This window comes from Sandarakinorhabdus sp. (assembly GCF_041689835.1).
Classification (GTDB): Bacteria; Pseudomonadota; Alphaproteobacteria; order Sphingomonadales; family Sphingomonadaceae; genus Sandarakinorhabdus.
Genome location: NZ_JBDNFM010000069.1, coordinates 1 through 20,248, shown reverse-complemented (window position 1 = coordinate 20,248; position 20,248 = coordinate 1). Strand labels below are relative to the sequence as shown.

The 20,248-nt window shown below is 64.9% G+C and carries 14 protein-coding genes; 6 read left to right on the top strand and 8 right to left on the bottom strand.

Annotated elements, in window-relative coordinates; all coding sequences use genetic code 11:
* The 4 genes from ACESL8_RS03605 to ACESL8_RS03590 all read right to left on the bottom strand — a co-directional run.
* A partial coding sequence (locus ACESL8_RS03605; protein WP_372916048.1) for a hypothetical protein occupies window positions 1–3,285 on the bottom strand: 3,285 nt, incomplete at its 3' end.
* 1 nt (window position 3,286) lies between these two features.
* Window positions 3,287–5,149: a hypothetical protein gene (locus ACESL8_RS03600; RefSeq protein ID WP_372916046.1), complete on the bottom strand. Its 1,863-nt coding sequence runs from the start codon at window positions 5,147–5,149 to the stop codon at window positions 3,287–3,289.
* A gap of 1 nt (window position 5,150) precedes the next feature.
* Window positions 5,151–7,115, bottom strand: coding sequence for a heme-binding protein (locus ACESL8_RS03595; RefSeq protein WP_372916044.1), 1,965 nt, complete (start codon window positions 7,113–7,115; stop codon window positions 5,151–5,153).
* Window positions 7,112–8,437, bottom strand: coding sequence for a multiheme c-type cytochrome (locus ACESL8_RS03590; RefSeq protein WP_372916042.1), 1,326 nt, complete (start codon window positions 8,435–8,437; stop codon window positions 7,112–7,114). The genes ACESL8_RS03595 and ACESL8_RS03590 overlap by 4 nt, the downstream gene beginning before the upstream one ends.
* A gap of 305 nt (window positions 8,438–8,742) precedes the next feature.
* Here ACESL8_RS03590 and ACESL8_RS03585 point away from each other — a divergent pair, with 305 nt between their 5' ends.
* From ACESL8_RS03585 to ACESL8_RS03565, 5 genes are all read left to right on the top strand, one after another.
* The gene (locus tag ACESL8_RS03585) at window positions 8,743–9,513 is read left to right on the top strand and encodes a LuxR C-terminal-related transcriptional regulator (RefSeq protein WP_372916040.1); all 771 of its coding nucleotides are present in this window, start codon (window positions 8,743–8,745) and stop codon (window positions 9,511–9,513) included.
* A 46-nt stretch (window positions 9,514–9,559) separates the two neighbouring features.
* Window positions 9,560–10,144, top strand: coding sequence for an outer membrane lipoprotein carrier protein LolA (locus tag ACESL8_RS03580; protein ID WP_372916038.1), 585 nt, complete (start codon window positions 9,560–9,562; stop codon window positions 10,142–10,144).
* 265 nt (window positions 10,145–10,409) lie between these two features.
* Complete coding sequence (locus tag ACESL8_RS03575; RefSeq protein WP_372916036.1) at window positions 10,410–11,198, top strand: exodeoxyribonuclease III; 789 nt, start codon at window positions 10,410–10,412, stop codon at window positions 11,196–11,198.
* Window positions 11,195–12,280, top strand: a complete 1,086-nt coding sequence (ribA, locus tag ACESL8_RS03570; protein WP_372916034.1) for a GTP cyclohydrolase II — start codon at window positions 11,195–11,197, stop codon at window positions 12,278–12,280. Before ACESL8_RS03575 ends, ribA begins: the two co-directional genes overlap by 4 nt.
* An 81-nt stretch (window positions 12,281–12,361) precedes the next feature.
* Window positions 12,362–12,874 carry a L,D-transpeptidase gene (locus ACESL8_RS03565; RefSeq protein ID WP_372916032.1) on the top strand — a complete coding sequence of 171 codons (513 nt, stop codon included), beginning with the start codon at window positions 12,362–12,364 and terminating at the stop codon, window positions 12,872–12,874.
* Between the two features lie 237 nt (window positions 12,875–13,111).
* Here ACESL8_RS03565 and ACESL8_RS03560 read toward each other — a convergent pair whose 3' ends face one another.
* Together ACESL8_RS03560 and ACESL8_RS03555 are read right to left on the bottom strand one after the other, a co-directional pair.
* Window positions 13,112–14,671, bottom strand: coding sequence for a S10 family peptidase (locus ACESL8_RS03560; RefSeq protein ID WP_372916030.1), 1,560 nt, complete (start codon window positions 14,669–14,671; stop codon window positions 13,112–13,114).
* Between the two features lie 55 nt (window positions 14,672–14,726).
* Window positions 14,727–16,958: a ribonuclease R family protein gene (locus ACESL8_RS03555; RefSeq protein WP_372916028.1), complete on the bottom strand. Its 2,232-nt coding sequence runs from the start codon at window positions 16,956–16,958 to the stop codon at window positions 14,727–14,729.
* 89 nt (window positions 16,959–17,047) lie between these two features.
* Here ACESL8_RS03555 and ACESL8_RS03550 point away from each other — a divergent pair, with 89 nt between their 5' ends.
* Window positions 17,048–18,880: an ABC transporter ATP-binding protein/permease gene (locus tag ACESL8_RS03550; protein ID WP_372916050.1), complete on the top strand. Its 1,833-nt coding sequence runs from the start codon at window positions 17,048–17,050 to the stop codon at window positions 18,878–18,880.
* 75 nt (window positions 18,881–18,955) lie between these two features.
* Here the strand turns inward: ACESL8_RS03550 and ACESL8_RS03545 are convergent, their stop codons facing one another.
* Both ACESL8_RS03545 and ACESL8_RS03540 read right to left on the bottom strand, forming a co-directional pair.
* Entirely contained in the window at window positions 18,956–19,486 is a 531-nt protein-coding gene (locus tag ACESL8_RS03545; RefSeq protein WP_372916026.1) for a fasciclin domain-containing protein, read from the bottom strand.
* 122 nt (window positions 19,487–19,608) lie between these two features.
* A partial coding sequence (locus ACESL8_RS03540; protein ID WP_372916024.1) for an anti-sigma factor domain-containing protein occupies window positions 19,609–20,248 on the bottom strand: 640 nt, incomplete at its 5' end.

Genomic DNA, 20,248 nt, shown 5'->3' with positions numbered 1-20,248 from the left:
CTCAGCGGTCGATGACAAGCGCTGGGGCGAGATGGTGGCGTTGCGCGGCACCGAAATCGGCTGGTGGGTGGCAATTGCCATGCAGGTCGCGTTGGCCGTCTTCACCTGCGCATCATGGCCCAGCGCCGAAAACGGCGATTTGACGATGCGTTCGGAAACGCCCTTGTTCGAAAGATTGGCGATATCATACGCCACAAAGCCGCCGCGCCCTTCGGCGACATACAGATATTCGCCGCGATTCTGGATGCAGCGCACTTCGCCGGACGCGCCTTGGGTGATGTTGCGGATTTCCTCGGCCGGATCGGTCTCGCCCGACAGTTTCTTGTCGAACACCCGCCCGCGGTTCCAGTCCAGCAGCTCGCGCTTGTTCCGCTCAACGTGCAGCTTGAAATAATCCGGATAGGCATAACGGTGCAGGTAGGAACCAAACACCGCCTGCGGTTCGCCAAACTCCGTCACCCGCACCGCTTCGATGGCGCGGTCCAGCCCGAAAAACGCGTGCATGCCGACAAAGTTGATGAAATTGGTGCCCTGCAGGTTCAGTTGCGCCAATATCGCGTTGTTGTCGTCATCCTCGCTCACGTGGCAATCGGTACAGGTCTTGGTTTCCTGGGTGCGTACCGTGTGCGGAAAATGCGGCGCAAACGCCTGGGATGAAAAACCCGACGCAGAAATCGGCGGCTGCTGCACATAGATGCGTTCGCGGTTGATGTTGGTGCTGGTCAGGATCAGCGCCGAGCTTGAGCGGATCGGCGTGATGATGCCGCCCTTGCTGGTCTGGTGGCGGCCAAGCTGGAAGATTTCATCGCGTGCCACCTGCGGGTTGTACGTCGCGAAATTGCGCGTTTCCTGTTCCTCGTATTTGTTCGATTTGGTTTTCCAGTTGGCTTCGATCGGCAGATGACAGCCGCCGCAGCTGGTGGTCCAGCTGGTGTGGCAGGCGAAACACGTCATGTTGTCGTCTTTGTGCGCCCGTTCACCCACGCCGGGGCCGAACGACATCTTGCCGCCGGTCGCCGCCAGCGTGCCCACCAGCTTGGCCCGCGCGGCCTTGGCATTGAAATCGGGGTGATCGCGGTTGACGCTGTCTTTCACCAGCTTCACCCGCCACACCAGCGCCGGATCACTGGCCGACCGTTGCAGCAGCACGCGGCGACCGGCGGCATCCTGGCTCCATTCAAAGCGCAGCCGGCCATCGGGGTTGCGCACACCAATCAGATTGTTGCCCGGCGGCGGCGCGGCCAGATTGGAAGTTCTCACCGTCGGATAGGCATCGGCAGTGCCGTGGCAATCCTTGCAGCCGATTTCCACGCTGTTGGCGACTTCGCCGTGGATGATGCCGTTGCCGTGGCCATCCTGAGTGAAATGGCAATCGGCACACTGCATGCCCACTTCGGTGTGGATATCCATCAGGTGCACGGCCTTGCCGGGCTGGCCGGGGCCGGGGATGGCAGCGGGTTTCACGAATTGCAGCTGGCCGGCCTTGCGGAATTTTTCCGGATCATTGGGATCGACGATGTGCGCGGTATCGGTGCCATAGCTCGCCATGTTGCCGCCGGCATCCAGCAGATTGCCTTCGCGGTCGCGCTTGTAGACAGCGCGGAAATTCCAGCCGTGGCCGTGATAATCGGCAAACTGGGTATCCTTCATCTGGTCGTTGCGATCGTTCACTGTGCGCAGGAAATCCAGATCAGACCAGGCACCGCGCGCCGCTGCGGCTTCGGGGTTGCGTTCGTTGGTGGTGCGCACTTCGGCTGCCGTGGGGTAACGCTGCTGCTTGAACAGGCGTTGATACTCGGCTTCGCTCATCCCCGGCGGTTTGGGATACGGGTTTTCCGTGCCCGGCCACATACGCGGCGCGTCGCTTTCATAATCCCACATCGTGTAGCCATAGTAGGTGTTCACGAACATGTTGGGCTGGTGCATGTGGCAATTCATGCACAGGCTGGACGGCATGGCGCGGGTAAAGGCGTGCTTGATCGGGTGGCCACTTTCGGTTTTCGAAATCGTCGGATCGGCGGTTTGTGTCTGCCCGTCGCGGCCGGCAGCGGCATAAACCGACGAATGCCGCACCTCCCGGTCGTTGGCATAAACGATGTGGCACGAACCGCAGCCCGAGGTGCGATAATCGCCGGGCTGATCGTTGGTGCCCATGAACCAGGTGAAGGGATCGTTGAGCCGCGTCTTGTGGATGTTGATCACCGGCACGGCGATGCGCAAGCCGGTACCGGGGCCGCGATTGGACTGGCGGATATCGGGGCGGCCCGGCTCTTCCAGCCGCTGGATGGAACCCAGCGAATTGGGCAGCCCGATTTCGGGAAATGTCGGATTGATGTTGCGGCCGCCGCGTTCGAACACGCGGAAGATATCGCCGGGCGGGACCACCTGCCACGCTGGCAGCGGTGCCAGGAATGGCAAGGCGCCGCGCGCTTTTTCCGCATCCGAAAGCACGCCGATGCCGCGCCCGCCGGCCCCGGCGGCAAATACCAGCGCCGGCAGGCTGTAGTCGCCATGGCCAGCCTTCTCGCCATGGCCAGCCTTCGCGCCGTGACCAGCCTTCGCGCCGTGGCCAGCCTTCGCGCCGTGGCCTTCTTCGTGCTTCAGCCCGACCTCACCATGGCCCGAAGCATCGCCGTTCCACGCGCCCAGCAGCGCACTGGCCTGGCCGGGACGAGTATAAGCCTCGCCCAGCACATAATTCTTGTAGGGCAGGATGCCGTTGTTATAGGCCGCGCCGCCAAACAGCATCGCGCCCGTCGCCATCAGGCTGCGCTCGGCGCGCTCGATGACCTCAAGGTGGCAGGATCCGCAGGCATCACGCGCGGCGCGGTAGTCGGACGGGTTTACGAAGCGAACATACTCGGGCGATTCGCGGTTGAGCAAGGCGTAGCTGCGCTTGGGGTTGGCGGACGACGGGAAATGCCAGGCTTCCGGGAACATCGGCAGCACATGGGCTTCGTCGCGCAGCTTGACGTAATTGGGATCGGTGGCGGCACCGGCCTGTTGAACAAGCGCGCCCGATGCCGTGATCGCCGCATCGCCGCCATGGCAATCGGTGCAGCCGATGATGACCGATTTGGGCACATGCATCGACGCTTCATCGCTGGCGGTATGGCAGCTGATGCAGCCGGCCGATTTGGCATCGGCCTGCGCCTGTGTCTGCCATTTGGGCGCCGGGGCCGTGCGCACCCGCGCATAATCGCGCGCCACCGGTTTTTCGCCTTCCGACGCGATGGCCATGCCGACCAGCGGCAACATGAGAAGCAGGATCAGACGTTTCAGCATGTCAATAAGCCAGAACAGCGTTGAACAGCACCGAATAATAGCTGCCGGTACGGGGCGCATTGGTGAACAGGTCGCGGAAACCCGCGCCGGGTTTGAGCAGTGCGCCAGACAGCCGGAACACCAGATTCTGGTTGAAATGCGGGCGATAGGTCGCCGCTGCCGACAGATCCCAGCCGATATCCCTGGCGATGCTGCCTTCCACCCGCAACGCCTGCAACGTGGCGGTGGTGGCAAACCACAGATGGTTGACATTGCCGCTCACCCGCAGTTCGGGCAGCACGTCGAAATCGGCACCCGCGCCCAGCAACATGGTGCCGGGATTGGTGAAATTGGCCTGGCCCTGTTCCTTGGACGAACGCAGATCGTTCAGGATGCCGTTGCGGCTGTTCACCGATATCGCGCGCCCGCCGCCGGCAAAGGGGATGGTTTGGCGAATCCAGTAACTGGTGTCGGCGCCGGCAAACTGCGGGTTTTCAAAAATCGCCGAATAGCCGCTGTCGACATCGTCAAACGGATTGGAATCGCCCGATGCAAACAGCGCCGAACCGCGCACCCGCACCCAGCCGCGATCATAGCTGGGCTCGAACGCCGCAAACCAGCTGCTGATCCTGGCGCGGCGGTCGGTAAAAATGTTATTGCGGTTGCTGCCACCGGCATAGGTGCCGCTGAAGCTGAGGTTCAGCCGGCCGATATGGCCATCGGCATTGTAGCTCAGGTACACCACATCATAACTGCGCCCGCGCAAGGTGCCGATCAGCGCCGGCCGCACCGGAAAACCGTTGGTATCGACCTGCACATCACCGCGCTCGCGATTGGCGTTCCACGTCACGCTGATCTGGCTGGTCAGCCCCGGCACCGGCAGATCCTGGCGATAAAGATTGGCGACCACGACGAAATCCTGGCGCGGGGTGCGCAGGACGGCGTTGAGGCCGGAATTTGTATCCTTCTCCAGCCGCCAAAACGCAGCCAGATTATACTGGAAACGGTTGTTGTCGCGGTTGCCGAACAGGCGGATGCCCAGCTGGTTGTCCTGAAACAGGAAACCGCGGAAATCGCTGGAAAACGGCTGGATGCCGACCCGGATCGAATCGAAATCATACCGGTCCGACGTGTTGCGCAGGTGATAATCGAGGAACAATTCCTGCACGCCCACAAACGCATCGGACCGCAAGCTGCGCCGCGACGGCAGCACCGACAGCACCCTACGCTCGGTCACGTCGACATGGTTGAAATTGAAGGCGACGGCAGCGCGGATTTCATATTCGGGCGGCTTGAAGGCGGTGCTGCCCTTGGTCAGCGCCGCGCCCAGGATGAAGGTTTGCGCAAAAACCTCGCTGTACTGGCGGCCAAAGGTGTCGTTGCTGCCCGGCCGCTCCGTGGTCTGCACGCCCACCGGGGTGGGAAAGCTGCGCGGTTCGGCCAGCGTGTCGGAAATCGCGGTGAGCTGCAGGAACAGATCGTGCGTGCCGCAAATTGGCCGGTCACCCTTCAGCGTGTTCTGGTTGTAGGGGTCTTTCCAGTTGGATTTGACCAGCCCCAGCGTCTCGATCAGCCGCCAGCGGTCTGGCACCGGCAAGTGATCGACCGGAAAATCGCCCTGTTTCGGCGCCGCCACAGCGCCCCGGTTGGCCTGCACCACCGGATCCCAGGTTTGCAGGCCGCCGCCCTGTTCCCCTTGAATTCCCGGCACGCGCCGGCCTGTCAGCGGGTCGGCGGCAGGATCGGCAGGGCCGGCCTCGGGCTCGCCGGGCAGGCGTTCGGTGGGCGGAGCGATTTTGGCATAACAATCAAACCATTTGCCAAATGGCTTGGCCAGTACCGGCGCGGCGGTTGCCAGTAGCGGCAGCAGGATCAGCGCCCGCATCTCAGCGCGCCTGACAGACATTGTTTTCGGGCGTACCGACAAACGGCGCGAACGGGCAGCCGACAAAACGCAGCCGCACCGGCGTGCCGCCCACCGCCACCTGCACCTGATCCGATCGTATGCTGGCCGGCGGCAAGCCGATGCTGCCGCCAAGCCGCAGCCCGGCGTTGCTGGCGCCGAGGAAGGCGATCATGTCGTCCTGATCGATGCCATCCCCAGAAATACCGATCGCCCCCACCAGCGTATTGCCGCGATAGATCGGCACCGCGCCGGGAAAGATCTGGATGCCATTGGCCAGGCGATTGCTGCCGCCGGGCGTGTTGGGCAAAAACGTGCATTGCCGCGGATCGCCGCCGCCCAGCACCTGCACCAGATTCTGCACGATCAACGCCGATTGCAGCCCGGTTGAAAACGGCGACCAGCCCCGGATATCGCGCGACAGCGGCCCGGGGGGGCGGCCAGCTTCACCATCGGGAAAATAAGGCCGGCTGATGTTGCCGATGGCGCGATTGGAAACGCCGAACGCCCCGGTGAGGAAGCCGGTGCCGCCAAAGAAACTGTTCGTGCGGCTGACAAAATCGCGAACATTGGCATCGGCCGCGCCGGCCGCCGTGGTCACCGCCGCAAGATCGCTGGCGGCGCGCGCGCCGGAGAAAAACGCCGCCGTGCGCGCCTTTTGCAGGCTGACGTCGATGCCGAACACCGGCGCATCAGGCGAACGCACCAGCCCCAGCACTGCGCCGCGCGTATCCACCACCGACAGCGAGACCTGGGCCCGGCTGTCCAGCGGCTGGCGGGTCTGGGCGCGGGCGCGCGACATGATGGTGAAGGCCTCTTCGAGCACGGCGCGCACTTCGGTAGCGGTCAGCGGCTGCGCCACATCACCGGCATCGCTGCCGGCGCGGATCGGGTAGCGATTGGCGCCGGCGCCGTCGGTCAGGATGAAGGCATCGGGATGGTTGAATTCGGCCAGCGCCGCGTTTCGCACCCCGCTGGCTTCGCTGCCGTAAGGCGTACCGGCAATGATGGCAGCAGCGCTGAAACCGCCGACCGCCACCAGACTGCCGGTCAGCGCCGAAAACGCCGGCGGGCTGGCGGGATTGCTTTTCAGGCCCGCTGCAACCGCATCGCTGTAACGCAGCAACGTGCCATCGACCGAGATACGCTCGGCCCGGATCGTCTCCGGCGCGGCATGACCAGCGGTTGCCGCGAGCGCAATATGCTCCTCATCGTCGGTGTCGACGTCCACCACTTCGGCATCAAAGCCATAATCGCCGTCGGCCATGATGCCGACGCCGCCCACCATCACGCCATTCTTGTAGAGCGGGAAACCGCCCGGATCGGCGGCCAGGCCCAGCGGCGACCGCTTTGGGCCCACAAAGGGACTGCCGACACCAAATCGCGCCACCAGATCGGAACACGGCAATTGCGAAAACTGCACGCCGTACAAAGGCCCCGATTCCAGCCCCACCGTGCGCGCCGACGGCGGAAAATGCGGTTGCACGATCATCGAGGCGGTGCGGGTGGAAAAGGCATTGCCGCCCGACGACAGATAGGCCCCGGTGATGGCCTTGGCGATGGCGGCCAGTTCCGCCGGTACCGTAACGCCCTGCGCATCGATATTGGCGCCATTGGCATTGGCCCGCGTGGTCGCCGTGGCACGGGCACCGGCCATGCGATAGACGGCGAGCACATTGCCGACCCGGTCCACCACCGCGATCACGGCGGGTGCACCGCGCGCACTGGCTTCGGCGGCGGCGCGGGCGATCACCGATTGCACATCGGCCACGCTGAGCGCTTCGGGCGCCGGCTTGGCGAACACGCTGGCGGGCGTGGGTGAAGGCGTGGGTGAAGGCGTGGGTGCGGGCGTGGGTGAGGGCGACGGGTTGGCCGCAGGCGACGGCGGCGCACCGCTGCTGCCGCACCCGGCGAGCAGAAGCGCTCCGGCAAGGAGAAACGCCCTCACTTCAAGCCCCGCACCCGGCCAGCAATCTGCGCCAGCGATGCCCGAAATGCGGGCGCGTCCCAGCGATTGGCGTCGCGGGCCAACGCATAGGCGCGGTCAAGATCGGGCCGCAGCGACTGCGCCGCGCTGCGATCGACCTGGCCGGCGGTGACCAGCGCCGACAGCAGCGTATCGGCCGCCATCACCGCCTGCACACCGCCCTGATAATCGGTGTAGGCTGCGGCATTGCCTACCAGCACGGCATCGATCAGCGCAAATGTTTGCCCCCGATCAAAACGGGCGGCGGCGAACCGGCGCGCCAGCGCCAATGCCGCACCCTTCAGCGCCGCAGCCGCCTTCATCGCCCCGGCACGGTCGCCGCCCAGCGCGGCGTGAAACGCACGCGACTGGCTGTCGAAATTGCGCGCCGCATCCGGCGCAGCCACCCGCGCCGCAGCGGCCAGCATGATCATCTGTTCATCGTTCCACACCGGCTGGCCCAGCGGAATCGGCCGCCAGCCATTGGTGCGCGCTGCAATCTGCGCCGCCGGATCGTCGCTGAAGGTGCGATGGCACGAACGGCAATCGTAGAAATAATAATCCGGCCCCGTCACACGCGCCGACGCAGCGGGCAGCAGCGACAGCGCGCGTTCAACCGCCAGTGCCTGGCCCACGGCCCAGGTTTTCACCCCGCCGGCCGCTACCTTGCGCGCCTTGTAATCGCCGTCTTCGTCGTGGTGGCGCTGCAGGGCGGTGAACAGGTCGAGTTCAAAGGCGATGCGCGGGTGGCCAGCGGCCATAATGCGGTGAGACACGAACTGGCCCGGCTTGTCCGAACCAAAGTGGCAATCGAGGCAGACGCTGGCGCGCACCGCTGGATCATTCACCGCCCACATGCCCTTGGCGACATTATCCGCATGGCTCGCTTGCACGCCGGCATGGCTGGCCAGCCAACGCTCCGATCCGCCGTGGCAGGCCTCGCAGCCAACGCCGTCGGATTGCTGCCATTTCGGCCCGCGCACCGGGGCGGGATCGCCGTGGCAATTGACGCATTCCTTCGAGGCGGCGACGTTGGCGATGCCCAGCCGCCGCCCGATGGCCCGGGCGCGTGGTTCGTTCAAAATCGTCCAGGCGCGGCTGTGCGCCCCGGCAAGGCTGGCCGGATCGGACCAGCTGAGCACTTCATTCTGGCGTACGCGCGGCCCGGTGGCTTCCTGGCGGCCGTGGCAGGTGGAACCGGCGCAGGTGGCAACGCCCTGGTGTGCGGCGCGTTCAAGCGGAGCAGCAAATGTCGGGCATGCGCTGCCGCCCACGGCCAACACTGCCGCGATTGGCACGAGCACGATTCGCAGCCAGTCGCACGCATTGGTAACCCGTTCAGCGAAGGCACGTATCGTGCCCGTAGCTTGAGCCTGCACTGTTCATTTCCCCCGCCGTCGCCCAAAGTAGCAAAGCCCTGACAACATGCAAGCATCTGAAGCTATTTTCGGCCCGATGGGTCGCTGTTTTGCCTTGCCCCGTCAAATCCCATTGCAGGGCCGGTCCGGCTGTGATTAGGCTGCGAATGATGTGAAAGGTCAAACGCTGGGAATCGCCCTATCGGCCCGCTAGAGGCCGGCCTTTCTCACCATATTCTGGGGAGTGACCGATGGACCTTGCTGCCAGCCTTGCCGCCGTTTCCGTGCGCTGCATGGCAGACGTGCGCCGCGCCGCCGAAGCGATGCGCGACATCGCGTTTGAATGCACCGGCCTGCATGTCATTGCCGCCGATAATATCGCCTCCAAGGCGCCGATGGAGGACGCCGACGGCAATATCCTGGCCCCCGACGTGTTCGGCTGGACCGGCGAAAATGAATATTGGTGGAAAGACAGCAAGCTGGCGCTCTCCTCGCCGCTGCCGCGCGCCTGCCGCTATGAATCCGAAGTGTTCTGGGCCAACGCCACCGGCTTCTTCACCCGCCAGCCCAATCCCTATCTCGAAGAGCTGAGTCTCGATAATTTCGAAAAACGCGCGCTCACCAAGGCGGCGGTCGTGGTGCCCGTGCATCTGCCCTTTGGCCAGATTGGCGCTGTATGCTTTGTGTCGCGTGATCCGGAATGCACCGATCTTTCGGCCCAATATGAACAATGGGCCGATCGCCTCGCCCTGATGTCGCATCGCTTTCTCGCTGGCTATGTGAAGGCGCACCGCACCCGGCGCTGGCTGCCGTGCGATTGCCAGCTCACCAAGCGCGAGGTGGAGTGCCTGCGCTGGGCCAGCATCGGCAAGACCGACAAGGAAATCAGCCTGATCCTGTCGCGCAGCCACGCCACCGTACGTTTCCACATCCAGAACGCCGGCGAAAAACTGAACGCCGTCAACCGCAGCCAGACCATCTTCAAGGCAGCGCAGCTGGGCTATCTGGGCGCGGCAGCCTGATCCTTCGTTCATGGCGCGTGAAGCCGCAGCCCGTTATGGCGGGATCATGAAACACGCTCTTGCGCTCCTGCTGCTTGCTGCAACCCCTGCAAGCGCAGCCACTCTGGCGGATATCGCCGTCTCGCTCAAAGGCACCACCAGCCTGTCGGCCGATTTCACCCAGGCCGGCGCCGATGGCCGTGTGCTCGCCGGGAAATTATGGCTGGCCCGCCCCGGCAAGGTGCGTTTCCAGTACGACAAGGCAAAAATGCTGCTGGTCGGCGATGGCCGCACGCTCAGCTTCATCGATTACGAGGTGAAGCAGGTCAGCCAATGGCCGGTGCGGCGCACGCCCCTGCAGATCCTGCTGGCGGCCGAGCCTGATCTGGCCCCCATTGCCCGCATCACCGCCGATACGCCGACAGGCGTGGAAATCGCCGCCCGCGATCCCAAGCGGCCGGAATTCGGCACGCTGGCGATTCGCTTCGTGCGCTCGCCCGGCGCGCCCGGCGGGCTGGCGCTGACAGGGTGGACGGCGCTCGACGCGCAAGGCGGCCGCAGCGACGTGCGGTTGGCCAATGTGCGCTACGGTGCCAGCCTTGCCGGCGTGTCGTTCGGCTTTGCCGATCCGCGCAAGGATGGCCCCAGATAGCGAACCGTGAAGCTTAATGATGATTAACAACTTCGTTCATGATGGAGCAAGGTCACATCGTTCATAGAGGTTGCAGCAGGCGGTTGTTGCTGTTGGGTTTGCCCCCTGTTGACCGACAGCAGCGCGTATTTAAAACGCCGCCTGTATGCGTGACGAGCGCAGACACGACCCCTGGCACCACGCCCCCGGTGCCAGGGGTCAACTGTTTTCCAGGCCAAAATCTCAGACAGGTGACGAGCAGCACAGCTTGGCCTAAATGCTTGCCATGGCTATCCGCATCGCAACCTGGAATATCAACATCGTCCGCGCCCGCGCCGACATCGTCGAGCAATTCCTGCGCGATTCCCGGCCCGACGTGCTGTGCCTGCAGGAAACCAAGGTCGCCAACGACACTTTTCCGCACGGCATGTTCGATGCGCTCGGTTACACCCACCGCATCCTCAATGGCCAGCGCATGCACCACGGCGTTGCCACCATCAGCCGCGTGCCGCTGGACGGTGCCTGGCGTTATGACTGGCAGGACAATGGCGAGGCCCGCCACATCGGCGTGCGCCTGCCTGGCGGCGTGATTTTGGAAAATGTCTATGTGCCCGCCGGCGGCGACGTGGCCGACCGCGAGGTAAACCCGAAATTCGGCCAGAAACTCGATTTTGTCGAACGCATGACCCGCTGGTCCGCAGGGCTTCGGGAACCCGCCGTGATCCTGGGCGATTTCAATGTCGCGCCGCTGGACTGCGATGTGTGGAACCACAAGGCGCTGCGCGATGTCGTGTCCCACACCCAGATCGAAATCGACGCGCTCAGCCAGCTGCAACAAAGCCACGACTGGGTTGATCTGGCGCGCCAGTTCAATCCGGCGCCGGAAAAATTCTTCACCTGGTGGAGCTATCGCAACACCGATTGGCGCCTCTCCGATCGCGGCCGGCGGCTCGATCATATCTGGTGCTCGCCCAGCGTCGCCAAGGTCGCCACCGCGTTCGAAGCCATCAAGGACGCCCGCGACTGGGGCAAGCCATCCGATCATATTCCGCAGATCGTGACGCTGGACCTGTGAGCATCGCGCCCGCGTTCCTTGCTGAAGCCGCCAGCGACGCGCTGCGCCGCGGCCGCGCGGTAGGCCTCATTGGGCGGGTAAGCAGTCTCGCCGTCCTTTCGGCCGAACTGGCCGATGCCGATACGCTGGCTGCGCTGGAAACCCAAAGCCGCGCCGGCCTGATCATCACCGCCCGGCGCGCGGCCGTGCTCAACCTCGCCAACCAGATCGCTGCCGCCGCGCCCGATCCCGAACCGGTGTGGGTGGACCGGCCGGACTGGCTCGATCTCGCCGGCAGCCGCGCCGTGGCCGATCCGGTGCTCGACCTGGCCACCCCGTTCAAAGGCCCGTTCCGCACCCGCACGCTGGGCGGCGACACCGCGCCTGCCCGCGCCGCTATTGCGCTGGCCAAACATGCCGGGCTGATCCCCGCCGTTTATGCCGTGCCGCTGGCCGGGGTGGATGTGGCGGTGGCCTGCTCATCCGAAGCCGTGCTGGCGCTGACGCCGGCCGTGGCCCGGGTGCGGATTTCCAGCCGCGCGCGGTTGCCGCTGGCCAGTGCGGAGGCCTGCGATGTGGTCGCCTTTCGTCCCGACGATGGCGGGCCGGAACATCTGGCGCTGGTCATCGGCGACCCCAATGTCACTCAGCCCGTGCTGGCCCGGCTGCACTCATCATGCCTCACCGGCGACGTGCTCGGCAGCCTGAAATGCGATTGCGGCCCGCAGCTGCACACCGCGCTGGCCGCCATCGCCGCCAATCCCGGCGGCGGCATCCTGCTGTATTTGCAACAGGAAGGCCGCGGCATCGGCCTGCTCAACAAATTGCGCGCCTATGCCCTGCAAGATCAGGGCTGGGACACGGTGGACGCCAACACGCGGCTGGGCTTCGAGGCGGACGAGCGCGATTTTTCGCTGGCTGCCGCGATGTTCATGGCACTGGGCGTGAACAATGTCGCGCTGATGACGAACAATCCACTCAAAGTCGCCGGCCTCGCTGCACACGGCTTCACCGTCGCCCGCGTCGCCCACGACATGCCCCCCAACCCCCACAACGCCGCCTATCTCGCCACCAAGCGCGACCGGCAGGGCCACCTGCTTTAGTCACCTCTCCCCCCAAAGTTTCTTGGGCGGGAGAGGCCGAGAGACGCGCAAAGCGCGGCCCGGGAAAGGGGTAGACACGCGATGACCATCTTCCACGCATCCTGCACCACCGGCACGGTGACCGCCTTCGGCGAAACCCACCCCGCCAGCTTCGGCAGAAGCGGCTTCTGCGCCGCTGCTGACAAACGCGAAGGCGACGGCAAGACCCCGCTGGGAACCTGGCCGATCCGCGCCGCCCTGATCCGCCCCGACCGCCTGCCGGCCCCGCACACCGCCCTGCCCTGGCGCTTCCTCCGCCCCTGGGACGGCTGGAGTGACGGCACTGCCGACCCTTCCTACAACCGACCCGTGCCCATTCCGCACCGATACAGCCACGAGGCCCTCTGGCGCGACGACCACGCCTACGACATCATCCTCGTCCTCGCCCACAACGACACGCCGCCCATCCCCGGCCTCGGCAGCGCCATCTTCTGGCACGTGCGCCAACCGGACGGCCGCCCCACCGAAGGCTGCATCGCGATGGAGCGCGGCGTGCTGGCACGCTGGTTGAATGCGATGATGCCAGGGGACGTGCTGTCGATTGCAGTTGATTGAAGAATTAAAGCGAGCCTCCGGTGGCTAGGGCCTGAGGCCCTGCACCCACTTTCGTTTTGGGTGGTGAAACATTGTCATGCTGGCGCAGGCAACCATCCATCGTGCCGTCGAGGGCGACGACTGCTGTTCTGGAACCGTGGATGCTGGCCTGCGCCAGCATGACATCATCTTTTGGTAACGGGCCGCCCAAAATCCAACGGGTGCAGGGTCTGCGACCCTGCCCGCCGGAGGCCCTACTTACTTCAACGCCTCATCATACCAGGCCGCCACGTCACCGCGCATCTTGGCCAGTTCGCTTTCAGCCAGATAGATCATGTGGCCCGATTCATAATAGGTGAAGCGGATGTTCCTGTTCAGCTCCGCCGGCAGCAGCATGTGGCTGGCGTCGAATTCCGCGCCGTAAAACGGCGTCGCCATGTCGTAATAGCCGTTAAGGAACAGCACTTTCAGCTTGGGATTGGCGCGCATGGTGAACGCCAGATCGACTGCGGTGTTCGGCGTGGTCTGCGGGCCGCCGCGCGGTGGGCGATGGTTCCAGTCCCAGCTCCAGCCCGGCTCGCGCGCGGTCAGCTTGTAGGGCAGCTCGGTTTTCACGCCGAGCGTCTTCACGGCATAATCGTGGAACGCGCTCACATAGGCGCCGGTGATGGCGGTGCCGGCCGGGTCCTCATCCGGGCTGGCGGCATTGAGATCGGTGGGCGGCAGCGTGTAGCGCGTGTCGAGCCGGCCGATGGACAGGCCCCGGGTGCGCAGCAGTTCGGTCTGGAAATGTTGCAGATCAACCCGCAGGTTGGCGCGCTTGAGGAAATCGATGGGGAGCCCGGTGTAGCCGTTCATCTGGCGCGCGACGGCGTCCTTTTCGGCGTCGGTGATGCTGCTGCCCTTGGCCAGCGCGGCGGCATAGGGCCCGGACACGAAGCCGCGCACCTCGTTCAGATGGGCGCCCAGATCAGCCGGTTTCGTGCCGGGCAGCGTGCCGTGATACCAGGCGGTCGCGGCATAGCCCGGAAACAGCACCTGGTAGTTCTGGTCATACCCCGGCTGGCGCACGCCATAATTCATGATGGTCGAAAGCAGCGCCACGCCGTGCAGCGAAAGCCCGCGATCTTCCAGCATGGCCGCCACCGCGCCCGAACGCAGCGTGCCATAGGATTCGCCGAACAGGAATTTCGGCGATTTCCAGCGGTTGTTCTTGTTCACATAGCGCAGGATCGCCCGGGCAAAGGCATCGGCGTCCTGATCCACGCTGTTGAAATCCTTGGCCGTCTTGTCGCCCAGCGGCCGCGACCAGCCAGCGCCCATCGCATCGATGAACACGATATCGGTCTTGTCGAGCAGGCTCCACGGGTTGGCCGTCACGGCATATTGATCGGGCGTCACATACACCGGCTTGTCGGTCTTCACGCGCACCGGGCCAAAGCTGCCCATGTGCAGCCAGATCGTCGCCGAACCCGGCCCGCCGTTATAAAAGAACGTCACCGGCCTCGATTCTGGCCGGTTGGCGCCCTCGGCAGTGTAGGCGGTGTAGAAAATGCTCCCCGTCGGCCGGGCGTTGTCATCGCGGATGGTCAGTGTGCCGGCGGTGGCGGTGTAGGCGATGGCCCCACCCTTTCCTGCAACGCCCTTGATGCTCACACTGCCCTTGGAAACGAACGCCTGTTCCTCCACTGGCGCGCGCGCCGTGGCAGCATCGGCTTCGGCGATCTGCGCGTCACGCGGGGTCTGGCGCTTGTCCTGCGCGAGGGCGGGATGGGCAACGACAGCCAGCGCCAAGCCGGCAAGCAACACGGTTTTCACAAACTTTTCCCCCTTCAAACGATCACCGCGCCCATGCCACGCCCGGTGCGCTGGTTCAACGCCGCCCGCGCCGCACGCCGGGCGGCACGCGCGATTTGCCGGGGCGCGGCGCAAAGCCCCTCGGCCCCGTGCGGCCGCGCCGGTTGGCTGACCCGCCATCCCCATCGGGCAATTCAAAGCGCAGCGCCCCGGTAATCGGATTGGCTTCAGCCAGCCGCAGCTCCATGCGCTGGCCCACGGCATAACGCGTGCCGGTGGAAATGCCTTCCAGCACCCGCGCCTCCTCGTTGAACACGAAACGCTCGTCGCCCAAGGTGGAAACCGGCACCAGCCCGTCACCGCCCAGCCCCTCCACCGTGGCAAAGAACCCGAACTTGGCCACCCCGGTGATGCGCGTCTGCACGATCTCGCCGACCTTGGCCGACAGATACGCCGCCACATAACGGTCGATGGTGTCGCGCTCGGCTTCCATGGCGCGGCGTTCGGTCATGCTGATGTGGTCGGCGGTCTTGGTCAGGCCCTTTTCCTCTTCCTTGTGCAGCCCGCCGTCGCCCAGCCGGTACGCGGCAACCAGGCTGCGGTGCACCACCAGATCGGCATAACGCCGGATCGGCGAGGTGAAGTGGGCGTAACTGCCCAGGCTCAGCCCGAAGTGCCCCACATTGGCCGGCGAATAATAGGCCTGGGTCTGGGTGCGCAGCACCTGTTCGGTGATCTGCTGATAATTTTCACCGTCCTTGGCGCGGGCCAGGATGCGGTTGAAGATGGCCGGCTTGGCCACCTGGCCCAGCGCCAGATTCTGCCCCAACGTTTCCAGATAATCGCGCAATGCGGTGATCTTCTCGCGGCTCGGCACCTCGTGGCAGCGGAAAATGCAGCCGGCCTTCTTTTTCTCCAGCGCCTTGGCCGCCGCAACGTTGGCGGCGATCATGTAATCCTCGATTAGCCGGTGCGCCGCCAGATGCTCGCGGATCGAAATGCCCGCAATGCGCCCCGCCTCATCGAGCACGACACGTTTTTCCGGCAGCTCCAGCTCCAGCGGTTCGCGGTGTGCACGCGCCTTGGCCAACGCGCCCCACGCCGCCCACAAGGGTTGCAGCACCCGCAGCCACTCGCCGGCGCCGGCATCCATCGTCGCCTGCGCTTCCTCATAGGCGATATTGGTCACACAGCGGATCACAGCGCGGGTGAAGCGCCAGCTGAGCAACTGGCCTTCCGCATCGATGTGCAGATGGCACGCCAGCACGGCGCGGTCTTCATTTTCCACCAGGCTGCACACATGGGCAGACAACACTTCCGGCAGCATCGGCACCACCCGGTCGGGGAAATACACGCTGTTGCCGCGGCTGCGTGCCGATCGGTCGAGCGCGGTGCCGGGGCGGACATAAAAGCTCACATCGGCAATGGCGACGATGGCGCGGAAATGGCCGGGATGTTCGTCATCGGGCGCCGCCCACACCGCATCATCATGGTCGCGCGCGTCGGCGGGATCGATGGTGAGGAACGGCAGGCTGCGCAAATCCTCGCGCTCGCCCAGCGATTGGCGCGCCGCGCGCTCGGCTTCCTCCAGCGTCGATTCGTCAAACCGGTGCGGGATGCCCTTGGCGTGTATCGCGATCAGCGAAAAGGATTTGGGCTGGAACGGATCGCCCAGCACTTCGACCACGCGGCCATATTGGCGCGGCGGGCGGCCGCTGGGTTCGGCCAGCACCAGATCGCCGGGCTGGCCGTCGCCAGGATCATTGATCGCCAGATCGGTGCGCACTTTCTTGTCCACCGGCACCAGCCGCCAACCAAGTGCTTCCTTGCGCAAGATGCCGAGCACGAATTCATCGGATTTGGCCAGCGCCTTCATCGGGAAAGCGAGCATGCCGCCGCCCTGTTCTTCGATTCGCGCCAGCAGCCTGTCACCCAAGGCATAGGCGGCGTGCTTGCGGCCTTCGATCACCCGCAAACGCGGCGGCGGCGTGCCATGGTCCCAGCGATCGGGCACGCCAATCGCCACACCGTCGGCGATATCGGCGATGCGGATCACCGTCACGCGTGGCAGGCCGCCCCCCAATGATGCGCCCTTGTGCAGGTTGCGGCCGGGGCCGGTTTCCAGCTCGCCGGCCTCCATCATTTCCTTCAACAGCGATTTCAGCGCGATCTTGTCCTGCGCGTGCAGGCCGAACGCCTTGGCAATCTCGCGCTTGCCGACGCTGGTTTTCTGGGTGGCGATAAAATCGAGGATGGCCTGACGGTCAGGCAGGCCGGGATTGGGGGTATTGCGGGGGGTGCGGGGCATGGCAGGTACCATGAGCGTTCGGGGCAGGTGGGGCAAGTGCACCCATTGCCCCGCCCCGCTGCCCGGCCCATATGACGCCCATGCAATCAATGGCTGCCTCGTCCGGCGCACCGCCCAATGACAAAAACGGGGGGGACGCCGACTTCAAGACGCTCAAGCGCTTCCTGCCTTATCTGTGGCCGGAGGGCCGGCTTGATCTCAAGCTGCGCGTAATCGGCGCCCTGTGCCTCGTGGTACTGGCCAAAAGCGTCATGCTGGCCATGCCCTACACGCTGAAACTGGCGCTGGATGCCATGTCCAGCAAACTGTCGGGCGGCGCCGGGGTGGCAATGGCGCTGGTTGCGTCCTACGCGCTGGCACGCTTTGGCGGCGTGTTGTTCGACAATTTTCGCAACGCGCTGTTCGAAAAGGTCGGGCAGGAAGCCGCGCGCCATCTCAGTCTCGATGTGTTCGGCCACATCCACCGCCTCAGCTTGCGTTTCCACCTTGAACGCCGCACCGGCGCACTCACCCGGCTGATCGAACGCGGCACCAAAAGCGTGGATACCATGCTGTATTTCCTGCTGTTCAACATCTTCCCGACCATCATCGAGCTTACTGCGGTGTGCATCCTGTTCGGGCGCGGTTTCGGTTGGGAACTGGTGGCCGCCACATTGGGCATGGTCGTCGTCTATATCCTCTATACCCAGCGCATCACCGACTGGCGCGCCGATTTGCGCCGCCAGATGGTGGAAAGCGACCAGAAGGCCACCGCCCGCGCCGTGGACAGCCTGCTGAATTACGAAACGGTCAAATATTTCAACGCCGAAGCGCATGAAAACGCCAATTATGGCCGCGCCATCAAGCGCTACACCGATGCCGCCACCAAATCCGAAGTGTCGCTGGCCTGGCTCAACATCGGGCAAAGCTTTATCACCAACGCGCTGATGGCCGGCGCGCTGGTGTATGTGGTGTGGGGCTGGGATCAGGGCCGTTTCACCATCGGCGATATCGCCTTCGTCAATGGCTTGCTGATGCAGTTGTTCCGCCCGCTCGATCTGCTCGGTATGGTTTACCGCGAGATCCGCCAGGGCCTGATCGACATGGACGCGATGTTCCGCCTGATCGATACCGCGCCGGAAATCGCCGATGCGCCGGATGCAGCGCCGCTGCACCTGTCGGGCGCGCGCATCAGTTTCGACGATGTGCAGTTCGGTTACGATCCGCGCCGTCAGATCCTGCACGGCGTCAGTTTCGAGGTGAAACCGGGCCGCAAGCTGGCGGTGGTCGGGCACAGCGGCGCCGGCAAATCCACGCTCAGCCGCATCTTGTACCGTTTCTACGACATCCAGGGCGGCCGCGTCAGCATCGACGGGCAGGACATCGCGCACATCACCCAGGACAGTCTGCGCCGGTCGATCGGCATCGTGCCGCAGGATACGGTGCTGTTCAACGACAGCATCGGCTACAATATCGCCTATGGCCGGCCCGGTGCAAGCGAGGCGCAGATCATCGCGGCGGCGCGCGGCGCGGCCATCCACGATTTCATCACGCGCCTGCCCGATGGCTACCAGACGCAGGTGGGCGAACGCGGGCTGAAATTGTCGGGCGGCGAAAAACAGCGCGTCGCCATCGCTCGCACCATCCTCAAAGACCCGGCGATCCTGATCCTCGATGAAGCCACCAGCGCGCTTGATTCCGCCACCGAAGCCAGCATCCAGGAAGCGCTGGGCGGGGTATCGGCCGGGCGCACCACCATCGTGATTGCCCACCGGCTGTCCACCATAACCGACGCCGACGAAATATTGGTGATGAGCGAAGGCCGCATCATCGAACGCGGCCGCCACGAATCGCTGCTGGCCCGGCAAGGCGCCTATGCCGACATGTGGGCGCTGCAACAGGCCGAGGAAGACGACAGCGCCGCCGAAACTGCGGTGGTCTGACGCCTGAATCACACATGAAACGGGGGCTGGCATCGCTGCCAGCCCCCGTTCCTGCAACCGGGCGAATACGCCAGATTACGGCATCACAACAGTGTCGATGACGTGGATGACGCCGTTGCTGGTGCCCAGATCGGCGGTGCGCACATGGCTCATGCCGCCCTTGGCATCGCGCAGCATGACCATGCCGCCCATCAACGTGGCCGTCAGCGTGCCGCCCTGAACGGTCGTCACCACGGCCTTGCCGCCGCCCGCCTTGATGGCGGCAACCACATCGGCAGCCATCAGCTTGCCGGGCACGACATGATAAGTCAGCACAGACGCCAGCGCAGCCTTGTTTTCCGGCTTCAGCAGATTGGCGACAGCGCCGGCCGGCAGCTTGGCAAAGGCAGCATTGGTCGGGGCAAAAACGGTGAACGGGCCCTTGCCCTTGAGCGTGTCAACCAGGCCGGCAGCCTTCACGGCAGCCACCAGGGTGGTGAAATCGGCCGAACCGGCAGCGGTATCAACAATATCGGCGGCCGGCTGGGCATTGACCGCAGGCGAGGCCACCAGGCCGGCAGCGGCAACAGCAAACAACGCAGCGCGCATGGAAGTACGTGAGAACATGGGGGAGCTCCGTCAATCAGGTGCGCCGCCGGAATAGGCGGGCACTTCAATTACGCAAGGTGGGTGCCCGCGCCGCATATCCCAGTGCCGCTGCGACGAAATGGGCCTTTCCGACGCCGGGCTCAGGCTGCCGACAATTTGCCCGTGGCGATCACCGGCCCGGTGGGCGCGCCGGTGGGCGAACCGCCGACAGGCTCGATCGAAATCGCCAGCACCGCGCCCGCCTTCAGCCCGGCCAACCGATCACGCGGGATGGACTGGCTGCGGCCAGCGGCGATATCGATCACACCCAGCGACCGCGGCGGGTTCTTGCCTTCGATCACCCACAGTTCGGGCACCTTGCCGGCCGCGGTATCATCGCCGGCGGCAACCGGCGCAAATCGTACCTGCCCGCTGGCCGGATCATACGCAGCAGCGATGAGCGGCTTGCCGTCGGCATCTGCCAGCGTCGCCACCAGTTCGGGACCAGTGGCAACATTGATCGGCGCATCCGTGCCGCCGGGCTGCACCACAAGTACGGCAACAAGTGCCGCCAGCACCGGGCCGCTTGCCGCCAGCAGCCGCCACAGGCCCAGATTGTTCCACCAGCCGCCGGCCGCCGCCGGCACCGCCGGCTGCGGTGTGGGCCGCGGTTGCGGCTGCACTTCGGCGGCAATCGCGGCCCACACCGCAACCGGCGGTGCCACACCCGGCGTCACATCATCCAGCGGCGCCAGCACTGCCTGCCAGCGTTCGACAGCAGCGCGGAATTCGGGATCGCCG

Coding starts and splice junctions, on each gene's coding strand:
- ACESL8_RS03600 (WP_372916046.1), bottom strand. CDS start 5,149: ATGCGGGCGCTGATCCTGCTGCCGCTACTGGCAACCGCCGCGCCGGTA.
- ACESL8_RS03585 (WP_372916040.1), top strand. CDS start 8,743: ATGGACCTTGCTGCCAGCCTTGCCGCCGTTTCCGTGCGCTGCATGGCA.
- ACESL8_RS03580 (WP_372916038.1), top strand. CDS start 9,560: ATGAAACACGCTCTTGCGCTCCTGCTGCTTGCTGCAACCCCTGCAAGC.
- ACESL8_RS03575 (WP_372916036.1), top strand. CDS start 10,410: ATGGCTATCCGCATCGCAACCTGGAATATCAACATCGTCCGCGCCCGC.
- ACESL8_RS03565 (WP_372916032.1), top strand. CDS start 12,362: ATGACCATCTTCCACGCATCCTGCACCACCGGCACGGTGACCGCCTTC.
- ACESL8_RS03555 (WP_372916028.1), bottom strand. CDS start 16,958: ATGCCCCGCACCCCCCGCAATACCCCCAATCCCGGCCTGCCTGACCGT.
- ACESL8_RS03550 (WP_372916050.1), top strand. CDS start 17,048: ATGGCTGCCTCGTCCGGCGCACCGCCCAATGACAAAAACGGGGGGGAC.
- ACESL8_RS03545 (WP_372916026.1), bottom strand. CDS start 19,486: ATGTTCTCACGTACTTCCATGCGCGCTGCGTTGTTTGCTGTTGCCGCT.